Consider the following 21,225-nt stretch of genomic DNA (forward strand, 5'->3'; position numbering starts at 1 on the left):
GTGGCCCTCCCTGCGAGGGCCGCCTCTCCCGTCGAGGGACACGGGCGGCCCGTGCCCCTCGACGGGAGAGGGGCACGGGCCGGCACTCGCCCTGCGCGCGCCCCACCGTGGCGGCGCCGGTCAGGTGCGGGGCCGGACGGAGAGGCGGAACTCCTGCGCCCGGTGGGACGACAGCGGGCCCGGATCGGTCAGGCGGTAGTCGTGGATCGCCGCGCCCGTGGCGGAGAAGGCCCAGTCGAGCCGCCAGGCCTGGAGCCGGCCCACCCAGAAGGACACCGGGTAGAGGCTGTTCGAGGAGTGCGCGCCGTCCGTCAGGCCGTCCAGCCACCGCAGTTCCCCGGAGCCGGGGACCACGTTGAACTCGCCGGCCACCAGCTTGGGGTTGCGGTTGCCCCGGACGTCCTGGTGCAGCGCCCGCAGCACGGCCCGGCGCCGGTGGTCCAGGTCGTCGACGATCCGGTAGAACTCCGCGGAGAACGGGCTCGACTCGAGCGAGAACAGGTCCGGGAGGTGCACGTTGTAGAGCGAGACCTCGGTGGCGCCGACGGCGATGTCCGTACGCAGCGCCCTGATGTCCCAGTAGTCGCTCCACGACGTGATCGGGGCGGGCAGGGGCGCCTTCACCACGGTCTGCGTCCTGATCGGGAACCGCGACACGGTGAGCAGCTCCCCGGCGGAGGCGAAGTGGTAGCCGGGGAAGGCGGCGCGCAGCCGCCGGCCGTCGTCCACCGGGACCGGTTCGCCGTCGCCTATCTCCATGTACTCCTGCAGGAGGTAGACGTCCGCGTCGGCGCGGGTCAGGTAGCGGTAGAAGTCGTCGGCGTCATTGCCCTGGTGCCACTCCAGGGTGTCCCAGGAGACCACCTTGAGGGCGCCGGGGGGCGCGTCGTCGTGCGGTGTGAGGGCCCGGAGGTTCAGGCCGGACTGCGGCACCGCGACGACCAGGCCCGCCGCGGCCAGCCCCAGCAGCGGACGGGACCACCGGGCCGGGCGCCCGCGCCGCCGCACCATGACGGCGACGCCGGCCGCCAGGAGCACGGCCGGCACCAGGACCAGGACCAGCGGGGGCAGCAGGTCGACCAGCACCCACCACCAGACCCGGCCGCCGAGCAGGGGCCGCACCGCGACCAGCAGGAGCCAGCCGGCGGCCGTGCCGATCAGCAGGCGCGCCGGCAGGGTGCCGCGCCGGGCGGGACGCCCCGGCGCGGCCGGGCCGTTCTGGTCGACGGACACCTGACCACCTCTCCCGGGGCGCGCTCGGACGCGGGCGCCTCGCTCCGGCCCCCAGGATGCGAGCGGTGGTTCCGGCACCGCAATGATCGTCCTGTCCGCCTCGTGCCGGTGTGCGCCCACGCTGTTGCGCGTCTCTGGTGGTTCCTCAGCCCGGCTCTGGCGGCGCCATGGACGGTCGGATGCGGGGCAGCCGTGCGCCGGGCGGCCCGACCGGGCCGCCCGGCAGACAGGGCCTAGCGGTAGGCGCCGAACGCCTTCGTGAACGCGAACGGGTCCTGGACGATCGAGCTGCACGTCGCGTCGGCGGTGGGCTTGGCGCCGCCCGCGCACGCCTTGTCGCGGGTCGCCGACCACATCGACAGCCAGCCGAGGCCCTTGGACTTGGCGAAGTTCACCAGCTGGGTGGCGTCGTCGACCTTGAAGACCTCCGACGCGACGTCGTTGACGCCGATCATCGGGGTGACGGCGACCGTCTTCCACGCCGCGCTGTCGGACAGGCCGAGGACGCTCTTGATCTGGGCCTGGGTGGCGGTGGCGGCCTGCTCGGCGTAGGTGCCCATGTCGCCGCTGTACGCGGCGCCGTAGTCCATCGCCATGATGTTGACGGCGGAGATCTTCACACCGTTGCTCTTGGCGTCCGCCAGCAGGTTCACGCCGTCCTGGGTCAGGCCCTCGGGCATGACCGGGAGGGTGAAGGAGACGTCCAGGCCCGGGTGCTGCTGCTGGAGCTTGGCGATCGCCTGCGCGCGGCGGGTGTTCGCGGCCGTGTTCGGCAGTGCGCCGCCCTCCACGTCGAAGTCGACCTTGGTGAGCTTGAAGGTGTCCACGGCCTTCGCGTACGCGGCGGCCAGCGCGTCGGCCGAGGAGCAGGCCGTGGCCAGTTCGGAGCCGGAGGCGCCGCCGAAGGAGACCCGCACGTCGCCGCCCTTGGCGCGCAGCGCGCCGATCTGGGCCGCCACCGCGTCGCTCGCCAGGTCGGTCACGCCGCCCCACTTCGGGGTGCAGCCGCCGCCGTCGGTGACGAAGGCGAGGGTGTAGTTCTTCACGCCGGTCGCGTCCGCGCTGGCGAGCAGGTCGAAGGCCGGGTAGAGGGAGGTGTCGACGTAGGGCGCGAAGCCGGCGCTCGCGGTCGTGCCGGTGCCGGTGGTCTGCGAGGGGGAGGCGGTCGGCGCCGGGGAACCGGTCGGCGGGGTGGACTGCGTGGCCGTGGGGGCCGGCGTCGGGGACGCGGGCCCGGTCGGGCGGCCGCTCGGTTCCGGGGTGGCGCCGCCGTCCGCGGAACAGGCGGCGTCGTCGATACGGCAACCGGTGGGGTCGCCGCTGCCGTTGACGACGAAGCCGACGGTCACCGACTTGCCGGGGGCGAGGCCGGCGGTGTCCCACTTGGCCGGCTTTACGGTGACGTGCCGGCCGCTGACGCTCGACTCGGCGTTCCACAGCGAGCTGAGCTTCGCGCCCTCGGGCAGGTCGAACTCGAGCGTCCAGTCCTTGTCCGTCTCGGTGCTGTTGTTGGTGACGACGTACTGGCCGGTGTACCCCGTCGACCAGTCGCTGGTCCTGGTGTACGCGGCGCCGACGCCGGCGGCCTGGGCGATCCCGGTGAACAGCAGGGCGCCGCCCCCGGCCACGGCCGCGGCGACCAGACCGCCTATCGCCTTGTTCCTGCCACTGACCTTGCGCCGGTGCGTGCTCATCACGTGCCTGCCTTCGCTGTTCACGGGGGGGTCGCGGGGCGTCCCACGACAGCGCTCCGGGCACCGTGGCGGTGCCGGCCGGGTGGGGGACGCGGCAGCACGCTAGCGATCCGGAACCGGGCAAAAGTTCTGATCCGGACGGCCGTTGCGGATCTTAGGGTGCGCTTAAGGAAGGGATCGGGGACGGTTAAAGGTAGGGACCAGCCGGCCCGCCCGGCGCCGCCGCACGCTGCCGCGGTGCCCCTTGCGGACCGGCTGCCGCCCGTCGAGCTGGATCCAGATGCGCACCTCGGTGCCCCCGAGCACCGAGGAGCCGATCCGTACGTCGCCGCCGGTCGACTCCGCCAAGCGGCGCACGATGTCCAGGCCGAGTCCCGTGGAGCCGGCCGTGCCCGAGCCCCGGCCGCGCGCCATGGCCGCCTCGGGGTCCGGTATGCCGGGGCCCGCGTCCGAGACGAGCATGATCACGGCGTCCTCGGCGTTGTGCACGTCGACCGCGAAGGCCGTGCCCTCCGGGGTGTGCCGGAAGACGTTGCCGAGCAGGGCGTCCAGCGCGGCGGCGAGGTCGGCACGGGCCACGGGTATGCGCACCGGCCGCTCCACCCCGGCCAGCCGCCACTTGCGGCCCTCGTCCTCGGCGAGCGCGGACCAGAACTCCATCCGCTCCCGCACGACTTCGGCCGCGTCGCAGCCGGCGCCCGGACCGGCCGCCGCGGTCTGCGGCTTGGCCTCCCGGGCGGTGCGGATGATGGTGTCCACCTCACGCTCCAGCTGCGCGACCGCGGCCCGGGTCTGCTCGGCGGCCGGTCCCTCGCCGAGCGAGGCGGCGTTGAGCCGCAGCACGGTCAGGGGCGTCCGCAGCCGGTGGGACAGGTCGGCGGCCAGCTCCCGCTCGTTCGCCAGGAGCTGGACCACCTGGTCGGCCATGGAGTTGAACGCGACGGCTGCCAGCCGCAGTTCGTTCGGACCCTCCTCCGGCACCCGCGCGCCGAGCTTGCCCTCGCCCAGTTCCTGCGCGCCCTCGACGAGCCGCTGCGCCGGCTGCACCATCCGTACGCCCAGCCGGTCGGCGACGGCGACCGAGCCGACGACGAGCGCCGCGCCGACCGCGGCCAGCACCGCCCAGGCGGTTCCCACGCCGTTGCTGACCTCGGCCTCCGGGACGTAGACCTCGACGATCGCGATGGCGCCGGAGCTCAGGGCGACGGGCTGGAGCAGGGTGAAGCCGCCGGGCACCTCGGTGGTGGAGGCGCGGCCCAGCTCCCGCACGGTGGCGATGTCCTCGTCCGCGGTGCGGCGCTGCCCGATGTCGACGGCCGGCCGGCCGTCGGCCGCGGGGAGGTGCACCGCCATCCCGGCGTCCGAGCCCGCCGAGGCGACCACCCGTTCGAGCTGGTCGCGGTCGGTGGTGATGGACAGCGCGGGGGCGACCGCGGCGGCCTGGCGCTCGGCGTTGGAGAACGCGCGGTCGCGGGCCATCTCCTTGACGACCAGCCCGAGCGGGACGGCGAAGGCGACCACGACCATCGTGGTGACCGCCAGGCAGACCTTCACCAGGGCCCATCTCATCGCGGCGGCTCCGCTCCGGGCGGCTCCAGCTTCACGCCGACGCCCCGCAGGGTGTGCAGATAGCGGGGCCGGGCCGCCGTCTCGCCCAGCTTGCGGCGCAGCCACGACAGATGCACGTCGATGGTCTGGTCGTCGCCGTAGGACTGCTGCCACACCTCGGCCAGCAGTTCCTTGCGCGGGACGACGACCCCGGGCCGGCCGGCCAGGAAGGCCAGCAGGTCGAACTCGCGGCGCGTCAGGTCCAGCCGTATGCCGTCCAGTTCGGCCTGGCGGCGCAGCGGGTCGACGGTCAGGCCGCCGACACGCAGCACGGTGGACGGCGGTGCCTCACCGGCGCCGGAGCGGGCGCGGCGCAGGACGGCGGCCATGCGCGCGGACAGGTGCTCGACCGAGAAGGGCTTGGTCAGGTAGTCGTCCGCCCCGGCGTTCAGCAGCCGGACGATCTCCGCCTCGTCGTCGCGCGCGGTGGCGATGATCACCGGGACGTCGGTGATGCCGCGCAGCATCTTCAGGGCCTCGGACCCGTCCAGATCGGGCAGTCCGAGGTCGAGGACGACCACGTCGAAGCGGAAATGGGCGACCTCGCGCAGCGCCTCCAGCGCCGTCCCGACGCTGCGCACGGTGTGCGAGGCGTCGGTCAGCTGCCGGATGAGCGCCGAGCGCACGAACTGGTCGTCCTCGACCACGAGAACACTTGCCATGCGCCGCAACCTACGCCATGCGGGCGCGGCCGGTGCGGGCCTGTGGACAACCGGGCTGCGGGCCGGGCGGCGGGAGTTGGGGCGACACCGGTGGGACGGGTGAGGCAGGATGGCCGCGATGCGCAGAGGACTCGTACACGTACTGGCCTGGTCGCTGGCGACGGGCGCGGCGGTCACGCTGTCGTGGTGGGGCGTGCACACGGTGATGGCGGGCACGGCGTACGACCCGCCCCGCGCCCTGCCCATCACCGCGGCCGGCGCCACCGCGCAGGAGTCGCCCCCGTCTGTGTCCTCCACCCGCCGGCCGCCGCCCGCCGAGAGCCCGTCCGCCCGGAGTGCGTCCGCGCGGCCGAGCCAGAGGCCCCGCACCCCGGCCCCGGTCCGCTCGACGCCGGCCGGCACGGACACCGCGCCCGCCCCTTCGCCGCCGTCGCCCACGGCCTCCGGCCGTGTCAGGAGCTATGACACCGCCGGCGGCCGGGCCGTGTTCGAACTGGGCGCGTCCTCCGCGTCCCTGGTCTCGGCCACACCGGGCACCGGCTGGTCGATGCAGGTGTGGAAGACCGAGACGTGGATCCGCGTGGAGTTCACCTCGGGAGCGGACCGGGTGTCGGTCATCTGCGCCTGGCACGACGGGCCGCCGCACGTCGAGGTCGGCACTTACTGAACGCGACGCCGGCGGCCCGGTCCGGCAGGCTCCCCCGTCCTCGCCGCGCCGGGCCGGGCCGCGCGGGCCTCGGCGGGCCGGGCCGCGCGGGCCTCGGCGGCGCCGCCCGCGCCCGCGCGGCGCGGACACACCCCGGCGGCCCGCAGCCGCCTGCCCGCGCTCGCTCGACGGCAGGTGGCGTGGCGTGCCCGTCAGCGGAAGGCGGACGGCGGAGGCGCGGGCGAGTCGACGGCGGACGCGTCCGTCACCGGGGCCGCGCCGCCGGTGAGGTCGGTGAGCGTCCTGCCGTGCTCGACCCGGGCCGGGTGCGGGTCGGAGGCGGCCCGGCGGGTCAGCTCGGTGACGGGCAGCGGGCGGTCGGAGGCGGCCAGCACCGCGTTGCCGAAGCGCCTGCCGCGCAGCACGGCCGGGTCGGCGACCAGCGCCAGTTCCGCGAAGCGGGCCGCGGCGGTGGCGACCTGGCGGCGCAGGTGGGCGAGCGGCGGGCCGTCGGTGAGGTTGGCGGCGTAGACACCGCCGGGCTTCAGGGCCCTGCGGACCTCGTCCAGGAACTCCGTCGAGGTGAGGTGCGCCGGGGTGCGGGCCCCGCTGAACACGTCGGCGACGACCAGGTCGGCCCAGCCGTCCGGCACCTTGGCGAGCCCTTCGCGGGCGTCCGCGGAGCGCACCCGGATCCGCGCGTTGTGGTCCAGGGGCAGTGCGCGGCGCACCAGTTGGACGAGTGCGGCGTCGCGCTCGACGACCTGCTGGGTGGACCGGGGCCGGGTGGCGGCGACGTACCGGGCGAGGGTGAACGCCCCGCCGCCGAGGTGTACGGCGTGCACGGGCCGGCCGGCGGGGGCGGCGAGGTCGATGACGTGGCCGAGGCGCCGCTGGTACTCGAAGGCGAGGTACGCCGGGTCGTCGAGGTCGACGTGGGACTGCGGGGCCCCGTCGATCGTCAGGGTCCACGCCCGCACCCGGTCCCGGTCGGGTATCAGCTCGGCGAGCCCGCCGTCGACCTGCTCGGCGACGGCCTCGGCGGCCTCCCGGCCGCGCCGGGCGTTCCTGGACTTTCCCATGCGGCCATTGTCGCAACCGGCCGGCCGGGCTCCCGCGCGCCGGCCGGACCGCCGGCCGGACCGCCTGCGGAACCGCCGGCCGCGGCGCGCGCCGCCGTGTGCGCCGCCGCGCCGGTCCCCCGCGGCATCAGGAGCAGCTGTCCGCCGCCTCGATCATCCGTGCCGCCTCGTCCAGCGCCCGCCGCAGCACCGCCGGGTCCGTCGCGGGGTCCGCCTCGCCGGGCGGGACCAGCCAGTCCGAGCCGGCCGTCAGGGGCTCCGGCGCCAGCCGCAGGCCGCGCCCGTCCGTCTGCGTACAGGTGCTGCCCGGCACGTCCCAGCCCGCGGCCGTGCCCGCCGGCACCACGAAGCCGAGCGTGTCGCCCCCGTCGTCGTGGAGCACCGGCCCGACGGCGTCGCCCGCGCCCCGGCGCAGGATGTCGACGGCCTCCAGCCCCTGCCGCGCCGGTACGGTCACCAGGTCGCACGCGGGGGCCGGCCGCGACGGGCCGCCGCTCGGCGGAGCCACCGCGAGCGCCGCCGGCGTGGGCGGCTCACCGCAAGGATCGATGCTCTGGTCGGTCGCCATCCCGGCCTCCACCACGACAGATCCCTCCTCGAGAACCAGCGGGCGGGAGTCGGGCGGCTCCCGGCCCACAGGTCCAACGCTCCGCGGCGTCAACGGCAACGGCGGAAGTCCGCCGCAAAGGATGGCAGTTCATGGCAGATCGCGGAGGGCATATCCGTTTTGTGGCCAAACACCGCGTGGCGGGCCGTGCGCACCCGGTACGTTCTTGCACGCCGGAAACAGGGAGGCACTCGGACAAGTCGTCCTGAGTCCGGCATGGTTCGACGGTTCGCACGAGAGGACCCGGCCATGACGTCGTCAACGGTGACTGCGTCCCAGTTCCCACGGCCACCGCGGCCGAACCTCGCCTTCCGGCGGCTGCGCGGTCAGCGCTCGCCGGCGGAGTTCGCCGCGGCGGTGCGCCGGGCCGCCCGTGAGATCGGGGAGCGGGTCAGCTGCGACGCGCGCTACATCGGCCGGGTGGAGGCGGGCGAGATCCGCTGCCCCAACTACGCCTACGAGCGTGTGTTCCTGCACATGTTCCCCGGGCGCACGCTCACCGACCTGGGGTTCGCGCCCCGCTCGTCCGTCCGCGGACGGGGGGCGCGGGCCGCCGAGGACACGCCGTCGGCGTACTCCACGAGCCATGCGTACGCCCCGCGTGAAACGCGGGATGCGTGCGATCCGTATGACACGCACGACCCGTACCACCCGCACGAAGACCACGAGGAGAGCGACGTGCTGCGTCGCGCATTCATGACCCGCGGGGGCACCACGGTGGCCGCCGCCTCGCTGGGCCCCCTGGGGCTCGCCCACGACGCCCCGGCCGCGGGCCGTCCCGTCCGCCGCGCCGGGGCGGGCGAGGCGGGCGCCGTCGAAGAGGCCGTCCGCCGGATCCGGTTGCTCGACGACCGGCACGGCGCCGACGGCCTGTACCGGCGCGCGGCGGCCCCGCTGCGCGCCGCGTACGCACTGCTCGACGCCGGGGCGACCCGGCAGAAGACGGCCGACCGGCTGCACTCCGGCGCCGGCGAACTGGCCCTGTCCGTCGGATGGCTGGCGCACGACTCCGGGCGCTTCGACGACGCCCGCTCGCACTACGCGGAGGCGCTGGCCACCGCCCGGACGACGGGGGACGCGGCCCTGGAGGCGCACGCGTTCTGCAACACGGCGTTCCTCGCCCGGGACGCGGGCCGGCCGCGGGAGGCGGTGCGGGCGGCGCAGGCCGCCCAGCGCGCCGGGCGCACGCTGGGCTCCGCACGGCTGCTGTCGCTGCTGGCGCTGCGGGAGGCGGGCGGCTGGGCCGGGCTCGCCGACCGCACCGCGTGCGCGCAGGCACTCGCCCGCGCACAGGCCCTCTTCGAGCGGGGCCCGTCGGACGCCGACCCGGAGTGGATGAGCTTCTACGGCGAGGCCGAACTGGAGGGCCTGGAGGCGCAGTGCTGGTCGACGCTCGGCGACTGGCCGCGCGCCGCCCGGCACGCGCGGCGGGCCGCGCACCTGCAGGACCCGCACTTCACGCGGAACACCGCGCTGTACACCGCCGAACTGGCGGACGACCTCGCCCGCGGGGGACGTCCCGACGAGGCCGCGGCGGCCGGGATGCGTGTGCTGGACCTGCTGGACCAGGTCCAGTCGTCACGGATCCGGACGATGCTGGCGGGCACCGCCCGGGTGCTGCTGCCGCACCGGCGGGCCTCGGGGGTGTCGGCGTTCCTGGAGCGGCACGCGAGCCTGCCGCGGTCGGTGTGAGCGCGGGCGGCCGCGGTGCCCGCGCCGCTACGCGGTCAGGTGCCCCACGTCGTTCCAGCTCTCGATCGCCGGTTCCCCGTACGCCCAGCCCAGCACCGACAGCGACGTCGGGCTGAGCCGGACGCGGGCCGCGAAGCCGATCGGCAGGCCCAGCCAGCGGGCGCCGATCGACCGCAGGATGTGCCCGTGCGCGAAGACCAGCACGTCGCGGTCCGCCGCGCGCGCCCAGGCCACCACCTCGTCCGCCCGGGCGGTCACCTCGGCGGGTGTCTCGCCCTCGGGGACGCCGTCGCGCCAGATGAGCCAGTCAGGCCGCCGCTCGTGTATCTGCCGCGGCGTCAGGCCCTCGTAGACGCCGTAGTCCCACTCCAGGAGCGCGTCCCAGTGCGTGGCGCGGTCGCCGAAGCCGGCCAGCTCGCACGTCTCCCGCGCGCGGGAGAGCGGGCTGGTGCGGACCTCCAGGCCGGGCAGGCCGTCGAGCGGTGCGCGGTGCAGCCGCTCGCCGAGCAGCTTCGCGCCGCGCCGGCCCTCCTCGAGCAGAGGGACGTCGGTCCTGCCGGTGTGCTTGCCGGACAGCGACCACGCGGTCTGTCCGTGCCGGGCCAGCAGGATGCGCGGTGCCATGGGGAGCCTTTCGCGGTCGAGGACGAACCGGACGCCTCCCATCATCGCGCACGCCGCGCGCGGGCAACCCGGCGGGCGGTCCCGGCGTCTACAAGGGCCGGGGGCGCGCCAGGTGACGAGGGCTCGCGCACCGTAAGGTGGCACGTCCGACCGGGCGCCGCAGGACCGACGAGGGGGAGGGGCATCGGATGCCGCAGACCGAGGCACCGGGCATCGAGACGGCCCCGAGCACCCGGCTGCGCTGGTGGACCGAGCTGCCGCTGATCGTGCTGGTGTACGCCTGCTACTCGGCGGGCCGGCTGCTGGCCCGCGGTGACGTCTCCGGCGCCGTCGACCACGGCCTGGCGATCCTGCGCGCCGAGCAGCTGCTGCACCTGAACGCGGAGCACCCCCTCAACCGCCTGTTCACCCGGGAGGCCTGGATCGGCGTCCCGGCCGACTTCTGGTACGCGTCGCTGCACTACCTGGTCACGCCGGCCCTGCTGATCTGGCTCTTCCGGGTGCGCGGCGCCCACTACCGGGCCGCCCGCACCTGGCTGATGACGTCGACCTTCATCGGCCTCATCGGCTTCACCCTGCTGCCGACCTGCCCGCCCCGCCTGCTCGCGCCGGAGCACGGCTTCGTCGACACGATGGCGCAGTACAGCTCCTGGGGCTGGTGGGGCGGTCAAGCCAGCGCGCCGCGCGGCCTGGGCGGCATGACGAACCAGTACGCGGCCATGCCGAGCCTGCACGTGGGCTGGGCGCTGTGGTGCGGCGTGATCCTGTGGCGGCACGGCGGCACACGGGCGGCGAAGGCGGCGGGCGTCGCCTATCCGCTGCTGACCGCGATCGTGGTCATGGGCACCGCCAACCACTACCTGCTGGACGCGGTCGCGGGCGCGGCGGTGATGGCGGCCGGGCTGCTGCTGGCGCCGTACGTGACGCGCCTGCTGGTTCCGGCCGGCGCGGCACTCGCCGCACGTGTCACGGCGGTCACGGGGCGCTCCGGCGGCGCGGGTTCCCCGATTGTCAGTGGTGGATGCCAGACTGCGGCGGGTGAGCGAATTCCACGGCAGCGCGAGTCACGCCTCGGGCCCGGAGCCGAAGCGGGTGCCTCCCCCACGGACGCGGGGGACGGCGGCCCCGACTGGGGCCTCCCCCGCTCCAGCGAAGCCGGAAGTCTGGGCAAGACTCGCTGAGCTCCGGGGTCCCGGCGTACCGGCCCGGGCGCTGGACGCCCGCGCCCTCGCGGCCCTCGCCGCCAACCCCGGCTGCCGGCGGCGCGCGATCCTGGACGGCGCCGGAGTGGACAAGGCGGCGCTCGCGGGCGCGCTGGGCGCACCGTCCGCCTTCGGGCAGTCCCAGTTCGCCTTCATGCGGGGCAACGCGTTCGAGGCGCGGGTCAAGGCCGACGGCGGTGCGGAGCTGCTGCGGCTGGTGCACCGGACGGTGGACCCGGGAGCCGAGCCCCCGCTGCGGGCGCAGGTCCCCGACCTGGCCGCCGTGGGCCCCGAGGGCCGCGCGGCGCGCACGGCGCTGGCGCTGCGCGAGGCCACGCTGAGCGTGGAGGGCACCGGCCCGGGCACGGGCGCGTGGACGCTGCTGGACCATCCGATGCTGGCGCTGGACGTGGCGGGCTCCCCGGCCTTCCTGGAGCCGGACGCGGTGGTGGTGCACCCCGACGGCGGCTGGACCGTCGTGGAGATCAAGTCCTTCCCGATGCTGGACGGGTCGGCGGACCCCGCGAAGGTGGGCGCGGCCGCCCGGCAGGCGGCGGTGTACGTGCTGGCGCTGGAGGACGTCGCCGCGCGCCTCGACCCCGCTCCGCGGGTGCGGCACCAGGTGCTGCTGGTGTGCCCCAAGGACTTCTCCAACCTGCCCACCGCCTCCGCCGTCGACGTCCGCAAGCAGCGGGCGGTGACGGCCCGCCAGCTGACGCGGCTGACCCGCATCGAGGAGGTCGCCGACGCCCTCCCCGAGGGAGTGTGCTTCTCCCCCGAGCTGCCCCCCGAGGAGCTGACGGCCGCCGTCGACTCGGTCCCGGCAGCCTACGCGCCCGAGTGCCTGGCCGCCTGCGAGCTGGCCTTCCACTGCCGCCGCGGCTCCCGCTCGGCGGGCGCCGTGACCGCCCTGGGCCGTTCGGTCCGCGCCGAACTGGGCGGGCTGACGACGGTCGAGGAGGTGCTGGCGGCCGCCCACGGCGAGGCGGGCGACCCGGACGACCCGGCCGTGGCGGCCCTGCGGCGGGCGGCGCGGCTGCGGGCGGAGGCGCTCGCGGCGGCGGCCCCGGCCGGTGACACGGCCCGGGAGGTGGCCCGTTGTCCCTGATCGCCACCCTCGGCCGGCTGGAGGCGATGCGGGCCGGGCGTGCCCAGCCCGCCGCGACCGTCCGGCACCGGCACCTGTCCGCGCGTCCCCTGGTGTTCGTGCCGCTGACCACGGCGGGCGAGGCGGGCGCCCCGCTCGGTGCCCTCGTCGGCACCGACCGGGACGCACCGCGCCTGCTCGCCGTACCGCAGCCGCGCGACCGCGACCTCAGGTTCGCGTTCCTCGCGGACCTGGCGGAGGTCGTCCTGCCGTACGTCGACGCGCACGCGGACGCCGTCGAGACCGCCGAGCGCACCGAGACCGACCCGGAGACCGGCAAGCGGGTCAAGGTCGAGGTCGATCTGTGCGCGGACGCGCCCCAGCTGATCGTGCCGAGCCGTGCCGGCGTCGACTTCGTACGGCTGCTCGGGCGCTCCATGCGCTTCAGGCGCACCGCCGAGCAGGATCCGGAGGCGCCGTACCCGGCCCCGCCCCGGGTGCCGCTGCTGGGGCGGTGGCTGACCCACTTCGGGGAGCGGGCCCGCGTCCCCGGCTCCTCGCTGCTGCTGGCGCTGACGGATCTCCTCGCCCTGCACTGGACCACCGGCCAGTCCAGTCTGGAGGACCAGCACCTGGGCGCGCTGCTGGCGTGGATCGACCCGCCGGAGGGCGCGCTGGGCGCCGAGGCCGCGCTGCGGGCCGAGCTGGCGCGGGACGCGGACGGCCAGTTGGTGTGCCCGCCCGCCGGTCCCGCGACCGACCCGGCGTTCGACAACAAGCTGCTCGCCCCGGCCATCGAGGCGTACGACCGGGCGCGCACCGCCCTCGCCGCCGCCGAGGACGGCCTGGAGGCGGACGACCGGCTCGGCGCCCTCACCGCGGCGGAGCGGAGGATCCGCGCCCTCGTGGAGAGCCGCACCCGCCCGACCTGGGAGGCGGTGTGGGCCGGCCTGGACCTGTTGCGGGCGCTGCCGGAGGGCGCGCACGTCGAGGAGCGGTGGACGCGCGACCGCTGGTCGTTCACCGGTCACCGCGACCGTGTCCTCGCCGGTGAGCCGCCGCAGCCCCGCCGCGACGACGCGGTCACCGCGGCGAACAAGCTCGCCACCCGCGAGCGCGAGCAGGCCCGCCTGGAGGCGCAGCAGGCCCTGGACGACCCGCTGGTCATGGCCGGGCGGCGGCTCGCCGGCGAGGCCTTCGCCGGCGAGGTCACCGAGGTGGTGATGGCCTACGGCGAGGGCAAGCGGCCCAGTCCCCGCCCGCTGGTCACCGTGCGCACCGGCGACCGGCCCCATCTGGCCGAGCGCGCCAGGGTGTACCGGTCGCTGGGCGGCAAGCCGCAGACGGCCGAGTTCGTGGCGTACGTGACGTCCGAGGCGTCCGAGACGTCCGGGGACGGCGGCGACGGGGAGGACCTGCTGGTGGTGCTGCGCGTCCTGGACAAGATGGGCCGGGGCAAGGAGCCGGAGCCCGGTTCCGTCCCGGACAAGGGTGACCCCGTGTGCTTCACGCTCTTCGAGCACGAGCAGCGCGGCGGGGCGAAACTGCCCGGCCCGGAGCAGACCCCGTGGACGCACGGCGGCCCGCCGGGCGAGGCCGCGCCGGAGGCCGCCGACCCGGTGACCGAGGAGGACGTGCTGTGACCACCACCGCCCACGCCCGGGAGACCGCCTTCGACCCCGGTGCGGCGGCAGCCCGCGCCACCGAGGCGATCCTGCGCGACACGCTGCACGGCCCGCACCGCGGCGTCGTCGTCGACTCCCCGCCCGGCGCGGGCAAGTCGACGCTCGTGGTGCGCGCGGCGCTGGAGCTGGCCGCCGCCGGGCGCCCGCTGATGGTGGTCGCCCAGACCAACGCCCAGGTGGACGACCTGGTGCTGCGGCTGGCCGGGAAGAACCCGGAGCTGCCGGTCGGGCGGCTGCACAGCAGCGACGCCGACCCGTACGACAAGGCCCTCGACGACCTGCCGAACGTCCGGAAGTCGGCGAAGGCCGCCGACCTCGCCGGCCTGGACGTCGTGCTGTCGACCGCCGCGAAGTGGGCGCACGTGAAGGTCGACGAGCCGTGGCGGCACGCGATCGTCGACGAGGCCTACCAGATGCGCTCGGACGCCCTGCTGGCCGTGGCCGGCCTGTTCGAGCGGGCGCTGTTCGTGGGCGACCCCGGTCAGCTGGACCCGTTCTCGATCGTCGGCGGCGAGCAGTGGGCGGGCCTGTCGTACGACCCGTCGGCCTCCGCCGTGACGACCCTGCTCGCGCACAACCCGGAGCTCCCGCAGCACCGGCTGCCGGTGTCGTGGCGGCTCCCGGCGTCCGCGGCGCCGCTGGTCTCCGACGCCTTCTACCCGTACACGCCGTTCCGCAGCGGCACGGGACCCGGCGACCGGCGGCTGGCCTTCGCCGTCCCCTCGGACGGTTCCGGGCCCGACCGGGTGATCGACGAGGCGGCCGCGTCCGGCTGGGGGCTGCTGGAGCTGCCCGCCCGGCACACCCCGCGCACGGACCCGGAGGCGGTGCGGGCGGTGGCCGAGGTGGTGCGGCGGCTGCTGGCCAGGGGCGGCGCGGCCACCTCGGAGGCCGGACGGGCTCCCGGCGGCGGGACACCGCAGCCCGAGCCCCTCACCGCGGGCCGGATCGCCGTGGGCACCGCCCACCGCGACCAGGCGGCGGCGGTGCGGGCCGCGCTGGCGGACCTCGGCGTCACGGACGTGACCGTGGACACGGCGAACCGGCTGCAGGGCCGCGAGTTCGACGTCACCGTGGTGCTGCACCCGCTGTCGGGCCGTCCCGACGCCACCGCGTTCCACCTGGAGACCGGCCGTCTGTGCGTGCTCGCCTCCCGGCACCGGCACGCGTGCATCGTCGTGTGCCGTGCCGGCGTGCGCGAACTGCTCGACGACCACCCGTCGACGGAGCCGGTGCAGCTGGGGGTGAGCGTGAAGTTCCCGGACGGCTGGGAGGCGAACCACGCCGTGCTCGCGCATCTCGCCGAGCACCGGGTGGCATGGGGCCGCTGAGTCGCGGGGAGCATCCGGGGTGGCGGGACATCCGACGGGACGGCGGGGAGGAGGGGGAGGTTCCCCGGGCCGTGCCCGCGGGAGGGTCCGACGGCCGGCGGAGACGTCCGTGCACGGGGCGGGAACATCCGGCGGCCGGCGCGCCTTGGGAACTCGGGGGGCGTGCGGCGGCCCGGTCGGGCCGGCGACAGGCCGGCGCGCCGAGCGCCCGGCGAGGCCGGGGAGCTCCGCGGGTGGTCGCCGGGTCCGGGACGTCCGGATGCCACGGCATCGCGGCGTGAGCCTGCGGCCTTTCCGCCCGCCCGCGAGACAATGGACGACGGCCCCCGCACGGCGGGCCGCCCACACCGTACGAACGTACGAGGAGGAGAAGACATGGCGGAGCCCACGCCGCGTCGCAACGAACCGCGGCTACGCCCCGCGCCCCTGCTCTTCGAGCCCGCGGCGGCGGCAGCCGACCCGGAGCACTTCTTCGACCTGGAGTCGATCGACGATCCGCGCGCGCTGCTCGACCGGGCCACCGAGCTGACGCTCGCGTTCCGGGCGGCGACCGACCGCGCGATGGAGTTCCAGGCCATGGCGGCGGCGCAGCTCGCCGACCCCAAGCGGTTCGACCGGCTGACGCCCGCGGACATCGCCGAGCGGGCGGAGTGGACCGAGGACTACGCCCAGAGGATGGTGGAGTTCGGGCGGGACCTGATGCGGGGAGCCGAGGGCGAGGGAGCCGGCCCCGTGTGACCGCCGCTGCCGGCGCGACGCCGGCACCACCACCGCCCGGCATATGCCAAGCGGGCAAGATACCCCGTCCCGCCGGGCGCTGTCCCCGTTTCGCGCAACCCTGTGGAAGCGCACGCTCACGGCGGGTAGACATGGCGGTCATGAGCAGCACACGGATCGGTCCGGCCGGCGACCGCCTCGCCGGCCTCGGGCCGGACGCCACGGTCGTCACGGCGGACGGCGCGGCCTGGCTCGCCTCGGCGGGCCCGTACGTCCGCAGCACGCTCACGTTCTGGCGGGAGCGGCCCGGGGCACCGGTCGTCCTGCCCTGCGGTTCCGTCTTCGACGTGGTCAACGCGCCGGCGGTCTTCGGCCGCCGGGTGGTGGACCTGCTGTGGGACGAGGGCCCGGGGTCCGGCCCGGTGGCCGTCCACCGCGGGCGGATGCTGCTGTTTGCCGCGCCGGGCACCGCCCAGCGGCTGCCCTCGCTGCTGGAGTGGGAGGAGTGGGGCCGCCGGGGCACCGCGGAGAGCCGGGGCGAAGGCGTCCCGCCACTGCTGTGCCATGGCAACGGCGACGCGGTGACCGTGCCGGCCGTCGCCGCCGCCCCCGGCCCGGACCGGTCCGCCTCGCGCTGGCTCGTCGCCCCGGACACCCGCCACCCCTGGCTGCCCGGCCCGGAGACCCTGCTGTGGGCGGCCGTGCGGGCGGCCAGGACCGCCGCGCGGATATCGATTTTTCCTCCCGCCGACCAGGGTGCTAAGGTCTACGACGTCAGCAGGCGCCGCTAGCTCAGTTGGTTAGAGCAGCTGACTCTTAATCAGCGGGTCCGGGGTTCGAGTCCCTGGCGGCGCACGATGACGAGGGCGAGGCGGGTTCGCGAGAGCGAACCTCCTCGCCCTCGTTGTTCTGCCCGCGGTCTCGTCGCGCGGGTGGCGGGCGGCGCCCCTCGCGCCGACCGCCCGGGGCCCGCGTCCCCCGCACCGTGAGGCCGGAGCTGAGAGATCGGCCGCGCCTCCCCCGACCGGCCGCCCACCGCGCCGCGCCGGCCCGCCGCGCCCTCGCACCGGAGGCCGGGCGGAAAAGCTCGGCCACCCTCCCACCACCGGCCGCCCACCACACCGCGTCCACCCCGCCGCCCCTCACGTCGTGAAGCCGGGACCGGAGCGCTCGGCCACCCTCCCACCACCAGCCGACCACCGCGCCGCGCCGGCCACACCGCGCCCTCGCACCGGAGGCCGGGCGGAAAAGCTCGGCCGCCCTCCCACCACCGGCCGCCCACCGCACCGCGTCCACCCCGCCGCCCCTCACGTCGTGAAGCCGGGACCGGAGCGCTCGGCCGCCCTCCCACCACCAGCCGACCACCGCGCCGCGCCGGCCCGCCGCGCCCTTGTGTCGTGAGGTCCGGGCGGAGAAATCGGCTCGTCCCGCGACCGCCCGCCGCACCGCGCCGGTCCCGAGCGGCCCCGCGGCCCCGCGGCCCCGCGTCCCCACGTCAGCCAGGCGTCACGCTCACCGTGTACGCGCCCGCAGGGGTGCGGTCCGCCACCTCGATCCGGACGCCGTCGCCGGGAACGGTGAAGGACTCCCCCACAGCGACCGGCGCGTCGGCCAGCGGCGGGTAGACCGAGTCCTCCCAGCAGCCCTGCGTGTGCGGATGGGCGTCGATCACCTCGACCGGGCCCCCGCCGGACTGCGCCCCGCCACGCACCCGGTACACGAGCACGCCCTGGCGGCACCCCGAGGCGTCGTTGCCCAGCGACCCGCGCGCCTCGAGCGCCAGCACGGTGTCGCGGCTGGTCCGCACCACCGCCAGCTTGGTGCCGCTCCCCGTGCCGAACGCCGGCGCGCCCGCCGCCACCGCGGCCGGGACGACCGCGTCGCGCGGACCCACCTCCACCGGCTCCAGCGTCAGCCGCGTCGTCCCGACCCCCGGCACGCACGTCACCTGGCGCGGCTCCAGCCAGCCCAGCTTCCACTTGTGCCACCCGAACAGGTCCGGCGACAGCCCGAACTGGCTGCCCATCAGGTCCCAGTCGCCGACGTGCGTGTCCCAGTCGCCCTTGCCGTCCGCGGGCCGGTGGTACAGGTCCGGCAGGTCGAAGACGTGCCCCGTCTCGTGCGCCAGCACGAGCCGGTCCGGGGGATGCCGCTCGAAGACCGTCACCACACGCCGGACGTCGGTGCCGTCCGCCCGCAGCGGGGTGTCCAGGTTGACCACCTTCGTGGCGTCGGAGTCGACGCCGGGCGCGTCCGGGTCGGCCACGAAGTAGACGACCTGGTACCGCGAGAAGTCCACCCGCGGGTCGGCGACCGCGAGCGCGTCCCGCAGGTAGGCGGCCCGGTCGTCCGGGTTCCAGTCGCGGTGCACGGCGTACGCCGTCGACGGCCGCGGCATCCGGATCCACTGCCGCATCGGGTGCGCGCGCAGGGTGAAGCGCCCGTAGGACGCCCGCTGGAAGAACCGCGTGGTCGCGGGGAAGTGGTCGGCCACCAGGTCCGCCGGCGTGGCCAGGGGGGCCGAGTCGGGAAAGGACAGGAACACCATCACGGCGTCCAGCGCCCGGGTCGGCCGGGTGTAGGCGGCGTTCCAGGTGTCCAGCCCCTCCGAGTGGTGCGCGTCGGTACGCCGCAGGGCGCACGGTGCGGGCGAGAACGGCTCGGCGGCCGACGGCCCTGACACGATCGAGGTGGCGGCCAGGGCCGACAGGGTGGTGAACACGGCGGCCGTACTGCGCAGTCGGGGCCGTGCCCCCGCACGGCCGAGCCCCTTGAGGGCGTCACGACGGAGCGCCTTCAGGGGAAGCTGACGCGGCACGGGAACCTCCGGGTGCGGTTCGCGGGGACACCGCACCCAGCCTGTGCGACTTTGTTGGGGTACGCCCTGTTTGCCTGCACCGGAAGGGTGAGGGGCCCGGAGCGACCGGGCCGCAAGCCGATGGGACCAGCCATGACACCCGCGATGAGATCCCGAACCGTTCACGGAACGTCACAAGTGATCGACCGCCCGAAGAACCCGTCCAGGTGCGGGCGGAATCGGTCGGCCGGAGCGGCAGAACGCGGCGGGAGGCCGGGAAGTGGCTGGAAGACGCCCCGGAACAGCCTCTATGATCGGCACACTTTCCCGGGACTTTGCAGCGCGGACACGGGCCGGGCGGCCGCACCACCGGGGAGCCGGCCCTCCCGACGAGACCGATACCAGGACCGAGTGCACTGCGGGAGCGAGCGGTGAGCGGAACGTCCGAGGGGCCGGCGCCCGCGCCGGCCACCTTCCGGCCGGGCAACACGCAGAGTGACGTCGTGCAGCCCACGGGTACCGGGGCCGCCGCGCCCGTCATCGGATCCGGCGCCGCGGGCGGGGCCGGATCCGGCCCCGCCCTGGCCGCCCCGGCCGGCTTACCGCCCGCTCCCCCGTTCACCGCAACGGCCGAACCCGCCCCGGCTTCCTCCCTCGCCACCGCGCTCGCGCACCTCCCGGCGTCCGCGCCCGCCGCCCCGGCCGCTTCGCCCCCGGCCGCGCCCGCCGCCGGGGCGGAGCCGGACCGGGCGCCGGCCCCGCCGTTCCGTTCGGCCTTCCGCGCGGCGCCCCTGGCGATGGCCGTCGTCGACCGCGAGGGCCTGGTCGTCAGCGCCAACGACGCCCTGGGCGCGCTGCTCGGCACCAGCGCCGGGGAACTCGCCGGGCGGGTCGCCGCCGACCTGGTGGACCTGACCTCCGACAGCCGCACCTGGCACGCCTACCGCGAGGTGGTGCGCGGCCACCAGGCCAGGCTGCGCTGCACCCGCCGCCTCAAGCACCCCGACGGACACGCCCTGTTCGTGCAGGTCACGGTCACGCCCCTGCCCCAGGAGCCGGGAGACGCCCCCGCCGGGGAGGAGTTCTCCCGCGGCGGACCGTCCCACGGCGTGCTCCTGTCCGTCGCCGACATCAGCGCCCGGCGCGAACTCCAGTCCCGCCTCAGGCACGTGCGGATGCACGACCCGGTGACCCGGCTGCCCAACCGCACGCTCTTCTTCGAGCGGCTGTCGGCCGCGCTGGAGCCGGAGGCGTACGAGCTGAGCGGCACCGGCCGGATCGGCCTGTGCTACCTGGACCTCGACGGCTTCAAGGCGGTCAACGACACCCTGGGCCACCGCGTCGGCGACCGGCTGCTGGCCGCCGTGGCCGCGCGGCTGACCCGCTGCGCGGACGCGGCCGGCCAGGGCCGGGCCAGCGCGCCGCTGGTGGCCCGGCTCGGCGGCGACGAGTTCGCGCTGCTGGTGGAGGACTCCACCGGCACCGAACAGCTCGCCGACCTCGCCGAGTCGGTCCTCACGGCCCTGCAGGAGCCGTTCGACGTCTCCGGCCGGCTGCTGTCCGTCTCGGCGTCGATCGGCGTGGTCGAACGCCACGCCGCCGGGACGACGGCCACCGCCCTGATGCAGGCGGCCGACACGACCCTGTACTGGGCGAAGGCGGACGGCAAGGCCCGCTGGACGCTGTTCGACCCCGAGCGCAACGCCCACCGCATGACCCGGCAGGCCCTCGCCTCCTCGCTCCGCCCCGCCATCGAGCGCGGCGAGTTCGTCCTCGAGTACCAGCCGCTGGTCGGCATGGACGACGGCCGGCTGAGCGGGGTGGAGGCCCTGGTCCGCTGGAACCATCCGCAGTTCGGTGTGCTGACGCCGAATCGGTTCATCCCGCTGGCCGAGGAGGACGGATCGATCGTGCCGCTCGGCCGCTGGATCCTCACCACCGCCTGCCGGCAGGCCCGCCGCTGGCAGCTGGACCACCCGGACGAGCCGCCGATCTTCGTCAGCGTCAACGTGGCCGTGCGCCAGGTCTGGGACTCCGACCTGGTGACGGACGTGGCGGAGGTTCTCGCGGACACCGGCCTGACGCCCGGTCTGCTGCAGTTGGAGCTGACCGAGTCGGCGGTGATGGGCTCGGCCGGCCGGCCGCTGCAGGCGCTGCGGGCGCTCAGCGACATGGGCGTCCGCATCGCCATCGACGACTTCGGCACCGGCTACTCCAACCTCGCCTACCTCAGCCGCCTTCCGGTGTCGGTGCTGAAGCTGGACGGCTCCTTCGTCCGGGGTTTCGGGTACGAGGAGCCGGACGGTGCGGCCGCGCGCCCCAGCCCCGCCGACGAGGTGATCGTCGAGGCCATGGTCCAGCTCGCCCACCGGCTGGGCCTGACCGTGACCGCGGAGTGCGTGGAGACCTCGGACCAGGCCGGCCGGCTGCGACGGATCGGCTGCGACACCGGCCAGGGCTGGCTGTACTCCCGGCCGGTGACGGCGGACCGCATCTCCGAGCTGCTGGACGGCCGGGCCTGCCGGCGCCCGTGACACGCGCCGGCCGGAGCGGCGCCG

The 21,225-nt window shown here is 75.8% G+C and carries 17 protein-coding genes and 1 tRNA gene; 10 read left to right on the forward strand and 8 right to left on the reverse strand.

Going from position 1 to position 21,225, the window contains the following annotated elements:
• Positions 1–120 precede the first annotated feature (120 nt).
• The 4 genes from ABZ920_RS04535 to ABZ920_RS04550 all read right to left on the reverse strand — a co-directional run bounded on the left by ABZ920_RS04535 (position 121) and on the right by ABZ920_RS04550 (position 5,197).
• On the reverse strand, positions 121–1,233 hold the full coding sequence (locus tag ABZ920_RS04535; RefSeq protein WP_361498706.1) for an endonuclease/exonuclease/phosphatase family protein: 1,113 nt from the start codon (positions 1,231–1,233) through the stop codon (positions 121–123).
• Positions 1,234–1,466: 233 nt separating this feature from the next.
• The gene (locus tag ABZ920_RS04540) at positions 1,467–2,927 is read right to left on the reverse strand and encodes a cellulose binding domain-containing protein (protein ID WP_361498708.1); all 1,461 of its coding nucleotides are present in this window, start codon (positions 2,925–2,927) and stop codon (positions 1,467–1,469) included.
• Between the two features lie 165 nt (positions 2,928–3,092).
• Positions 3,093–4,496, reverse strand: a complete 1,404-nt coding sequence (locus ABZ920_RS04545; protein WP_361498710.1) for a HAMP domain-containing sensor histidine kinase — start codon at positions 4,494–4,496, stop codon at positions 3,093–3,095.
• The gene (locus tag ABZ920_RS04550) at positions 4,493–5,197 is read right to left on the reverse strand and encodes a response regulator transcription factor (RefSeq protein ID WP_361498712.1); all 705 of its coding nucleotides are present in this window, start codon (positions 5,195–5,197) and stop codon (positions 4,493–4,495) included. The genes ABZ920_RS04545 and ABZ920_RS04550 overlap by 4 nt, the downstream gene beginning before the upstream one ends.
• A 118-nt stretch (positions 5,198–5,315) precedes the next feature.
• Here ABZ920_RS04550 and ABZ920_RS04555 point away from each other — a divergent pair, with 118 nt between their 5' ends.
• The gene (locus ABZ920_RS04555; protein ID WP_361498714.1) at positions 5,316–5,864 is read left to right on the forward strand and encodes a hypothetical protein; all 549 of its coding nucleotides are present in this window, start codon (positions 5,316–5,318) and stop codon (positions 5,862–5,864) included.
• A gap of 191 nt (positions 5,865–6,055) precedes the next feature.
• Here the strand turns inward: ABZ920_RS04555 and ABZ920_RS04560 are convergent, their stop codons facing one another.
• Positions 6,056–6,925 carry a fused MFS/spermidine synthase gene (locus tag ABZ920_RS04560; protein ID WP_361498716.1) on the reverse strand — a complete coding sequence of 290 codons (870 nt, stop codon included), beginning with the start codon at positions 6,923–6,925 and terminating at the stop codon, positions 6,056–6,058.
• A gap of 127 nt (positions 6,926–7,052) precedes the next feature.
• Positions 7,053–7,493, reverse strand: a complete 441-nt coding sequence (locus ABZ920_RS04565) for a hypothetical protein (RefSeq protein ID WP_361498718.1) — start codon at positions 7,491–7,493, stop codon at positions 7,053–7,055.
• Between the two features lie 288 nt (positions 7,494–7,781).
• On the opposite strand from ABZ920_RS04565, the gene ABZ920_RS04570 reads away from it, so the two are divergent.
• The gene (locus ABZ920_RS04570; RefSeq protein ID WP_361498720.1) at positions 7,782–9,224 is read left to right on the forward strand and encodes a hypothetical protein; all 1,443 of its coding nucleotides are present in this window, start codon (positions 7,782–7,784) and stop codon (positions 9,222–9,224) included.
• 27 nt (positions 9,225–9,251) lie between these two features.
• Here ABZ920_RS04570 and ABZ920_RS04575 read toward each other — a convergent pair whose 3' ends face one another.
• A complete protein-coding gene (locus tag ABZ920_RS04575; protein ID WP_361498722.1) occupies positions 9,252–9,848 on the reverse strand; it encodes a histidine phosphatase family protein in 597 nt (198 codons plus the stop codon).
• Between the two features lie 188 nt (positions 9,849–10,036).
• Between ABZ920_RS04575 and ABZ920_RS04580 the strand changes: the two genes are divergently transcribed.
• The 7 genes from ABZ920_RS04580 (at position 10,037) to ABZ920_RS04610 (ending at position 16,725) form a co-directional block, all read left to right on the forward strand.
• Positions 10,037–11,029 carry a phosphatase PAP2 family protein gene (locus ABZ920_RS04580; RefSeq protein WP_361498724.1) on the forward strand — a complete coding sequence of 331 codons (993 nt, stop codon included), beginning with the start codon at positions 10,037–10,039 and terminating at the stop codon, positions 11,027–11,029.
• Positions 11,030–11,060: 31 nt separating this feature from the next.
• A complete protein-coding gene (locus tag ABZ920_RS04585; RefSeq protein WP_361498901.1) occupies positions 11,061–12,158 on the forward strand; it encodes a hypothetical protein in 1,098 nt (365 codons plus the stop codon).
• A complete protein-coding gene (locus tag ABZ920_RS04590; protein WP_361498726.1) occupies positions 12,149–13,780 on the forward strand; it encodes a hypothetical protein in 1,632 nt (543 codons plus the stop codon). Before ABZ920_RS04585 ends, ABZ920_RS04590 begins: the two co-directional genes overlap by 10 nt.
• Entirely contained in the window at positions 13,777–15,153 is a 1,377-nt protein-coding gene (locus ABZ920_RS04595) for an AAA family ATPase (RefSeq protein ID WP_361498728.1), read from the forward strand. The genes ABZ920_RS04590 and ABZ920_RS04595 overlap by 4 nt, the downstream gene beginning before the upstream one ends.
• Before the next feature lie 375 nt (positions 15,154–15,528).
• Positions 15,529–15,891, forward strand: coding sequence for a hypothetical protein (locus ABZ920_RS04600; protein WP_361498730.1), 363 nt, complete (start codon positions 15,529–15,531; stop codon positions 15,889–15,891).
• 140 nt (positions 15,892–16,031) lie between these two features.
• Entirely contained in the window at positions 16,032–16,661 is a 630-nt protein-coding gene (locus tag ABZ920_RS04605) for a hypothetical protein (RefSeq protein ID WP_361498732.1), read from the forward strand.
• Positions 16,652–16,725, forward strand: a tRNA-Lys gene (locus ABZ920_RS04610). Before ABZ920_RS04605 ends, ABZ920_RS04610 begins: the two co-directional genes overlap by 10 nt.
• Positions 16,726–17,365: 640 nt before the next feature.
• On the opposite strand, the gene ABZ920_RS04615 is transcribed toward ABZ920_RS04610, so the two are convergent.
• On the reverse strand, positions 17,366–18,688 hold the full coding sequence (locus tag ABZ920_RS04615) for a M6 family metalloprotease domain-containing protein (protein ID WP_361498734.1): 1,323 nt from the start codon (positions 18,686–18,688) through the stop codon (positions 17,366–17,368).
• A gap of 410 nt (positions 18,689–19,098) precedes the next feature.
• Here ABZ920_RS04615 and ABZ920_RS04620 point away from each other — a divergent pair, with 410 nt between their 5' ends.
• Positions 19,099–21,201 (forward strand): EAL domain-containing protein, encoded by a 2,103-nt coding sequence (locus tag ABZ920_RS04620; protein ID WP_361498736.1) that lies wholly within the window; start codon positions 19,099–19,101, stop codon positions 21,199–21,201.
• Positions 21,202–21,225 lie beyond the last annotated feature (24 nt).

Source organism: Streptomyces sp. NPDC046831 (genome assembly GCF_040645305.1).
Taxonomy (GTDB): Bacteria; Actinomycetota; Actinomycetes; order Streptomycetales; family Streptomycetaceae; genus Streptomyces.

What these genes read in the sequence shown, in the direction of transcription:
- ABZ920_RS04540 (WP_361498708.1), bottom strand. Translation starts at nt 2,927, where the DNA reads ATGAGCACGCACCGGCGCAAGGTCAGTGGCAGGAACAAGGCGATAGGC.
- ABZ920_RS04545 (WP_361498710.1), bottom strand. Translation starts at nt 4,496, where the DNA reads ATGAGATGGGCCCTGGTGAAGGTCTGCCTGGCGGTCACCACGATGGTC.
- ABZ920_RS04550 (WP_361498712.1), bottom strand. Translation starts at nt 5,197, where the DNA reads ATGGCAAGTGTTCTCGTGGTCGAGGACGACCAGTTCGTGCGCTCGGCG.
- ABZ920_RS04555 (WP_361498714.1), top strand. Translation starts at nt 5,316, where the DNA reads ATGCGCAGAGGACTCGTACACGTACTGGCCTGGTCGCTGGCGACGGGC.
- ABZ920_RS04560 (WP_361498716.1), bottom strand. Translation starts at nt 6,925, where the DNA reads ATGGGAAAGTCCAGGAACGCCCGGCGCGGCCGGGAGGCCGCCGAGGCC.
- ABZ920_RS04565 (WP_361498718.1), bottom strand. Translation starts at nt 7,493, where the DNA reads ATGGCGACCGACCAGAGCATCGATCCTTGCGGTGAGCCGCCCACGCCG.
- ABZ920_RS04570 (WP_361498720.1), top strand. Translation starts at nt 7,782, where the DNA reads ATGACGTCGTCAACGGTGACTGCGTCCCAGTTCCCACGGCCACCGCGG.
- ABZ920_RS04575 (WP_361498722.1), bottom strand. Translation starts at nt 9,848, where the DNA reads ATGGCACCGCGCATCCTGCTGGCCCGGCACGGACAGACCGCGTGGTCG.
- ABZ920_RS04580 (WP_361498724.1), top strand. Translation starts at nt 10,037, where the DNA reads ATGCCGCAGACCGAGGCACCGGGCATCGAGACGGCCCCGAGCACCCGG.
- ABZ920_RS04600 (WP_361498730.1), top strand. Translation starts at nt 15,529, where the DNA reads ATGGCGGAGCCCACGCCGCGTCGCAACGAACCGCGGCTACGCCCCGCG.
- ABZ920_RS04605 (WP_361498732.1), top strand. Translation starts at nt 16,032, where the DNA reads ATGAGCAGCACACGGATCGGTCCGGCCGGCGACCGCCTCGCCGGCCTC.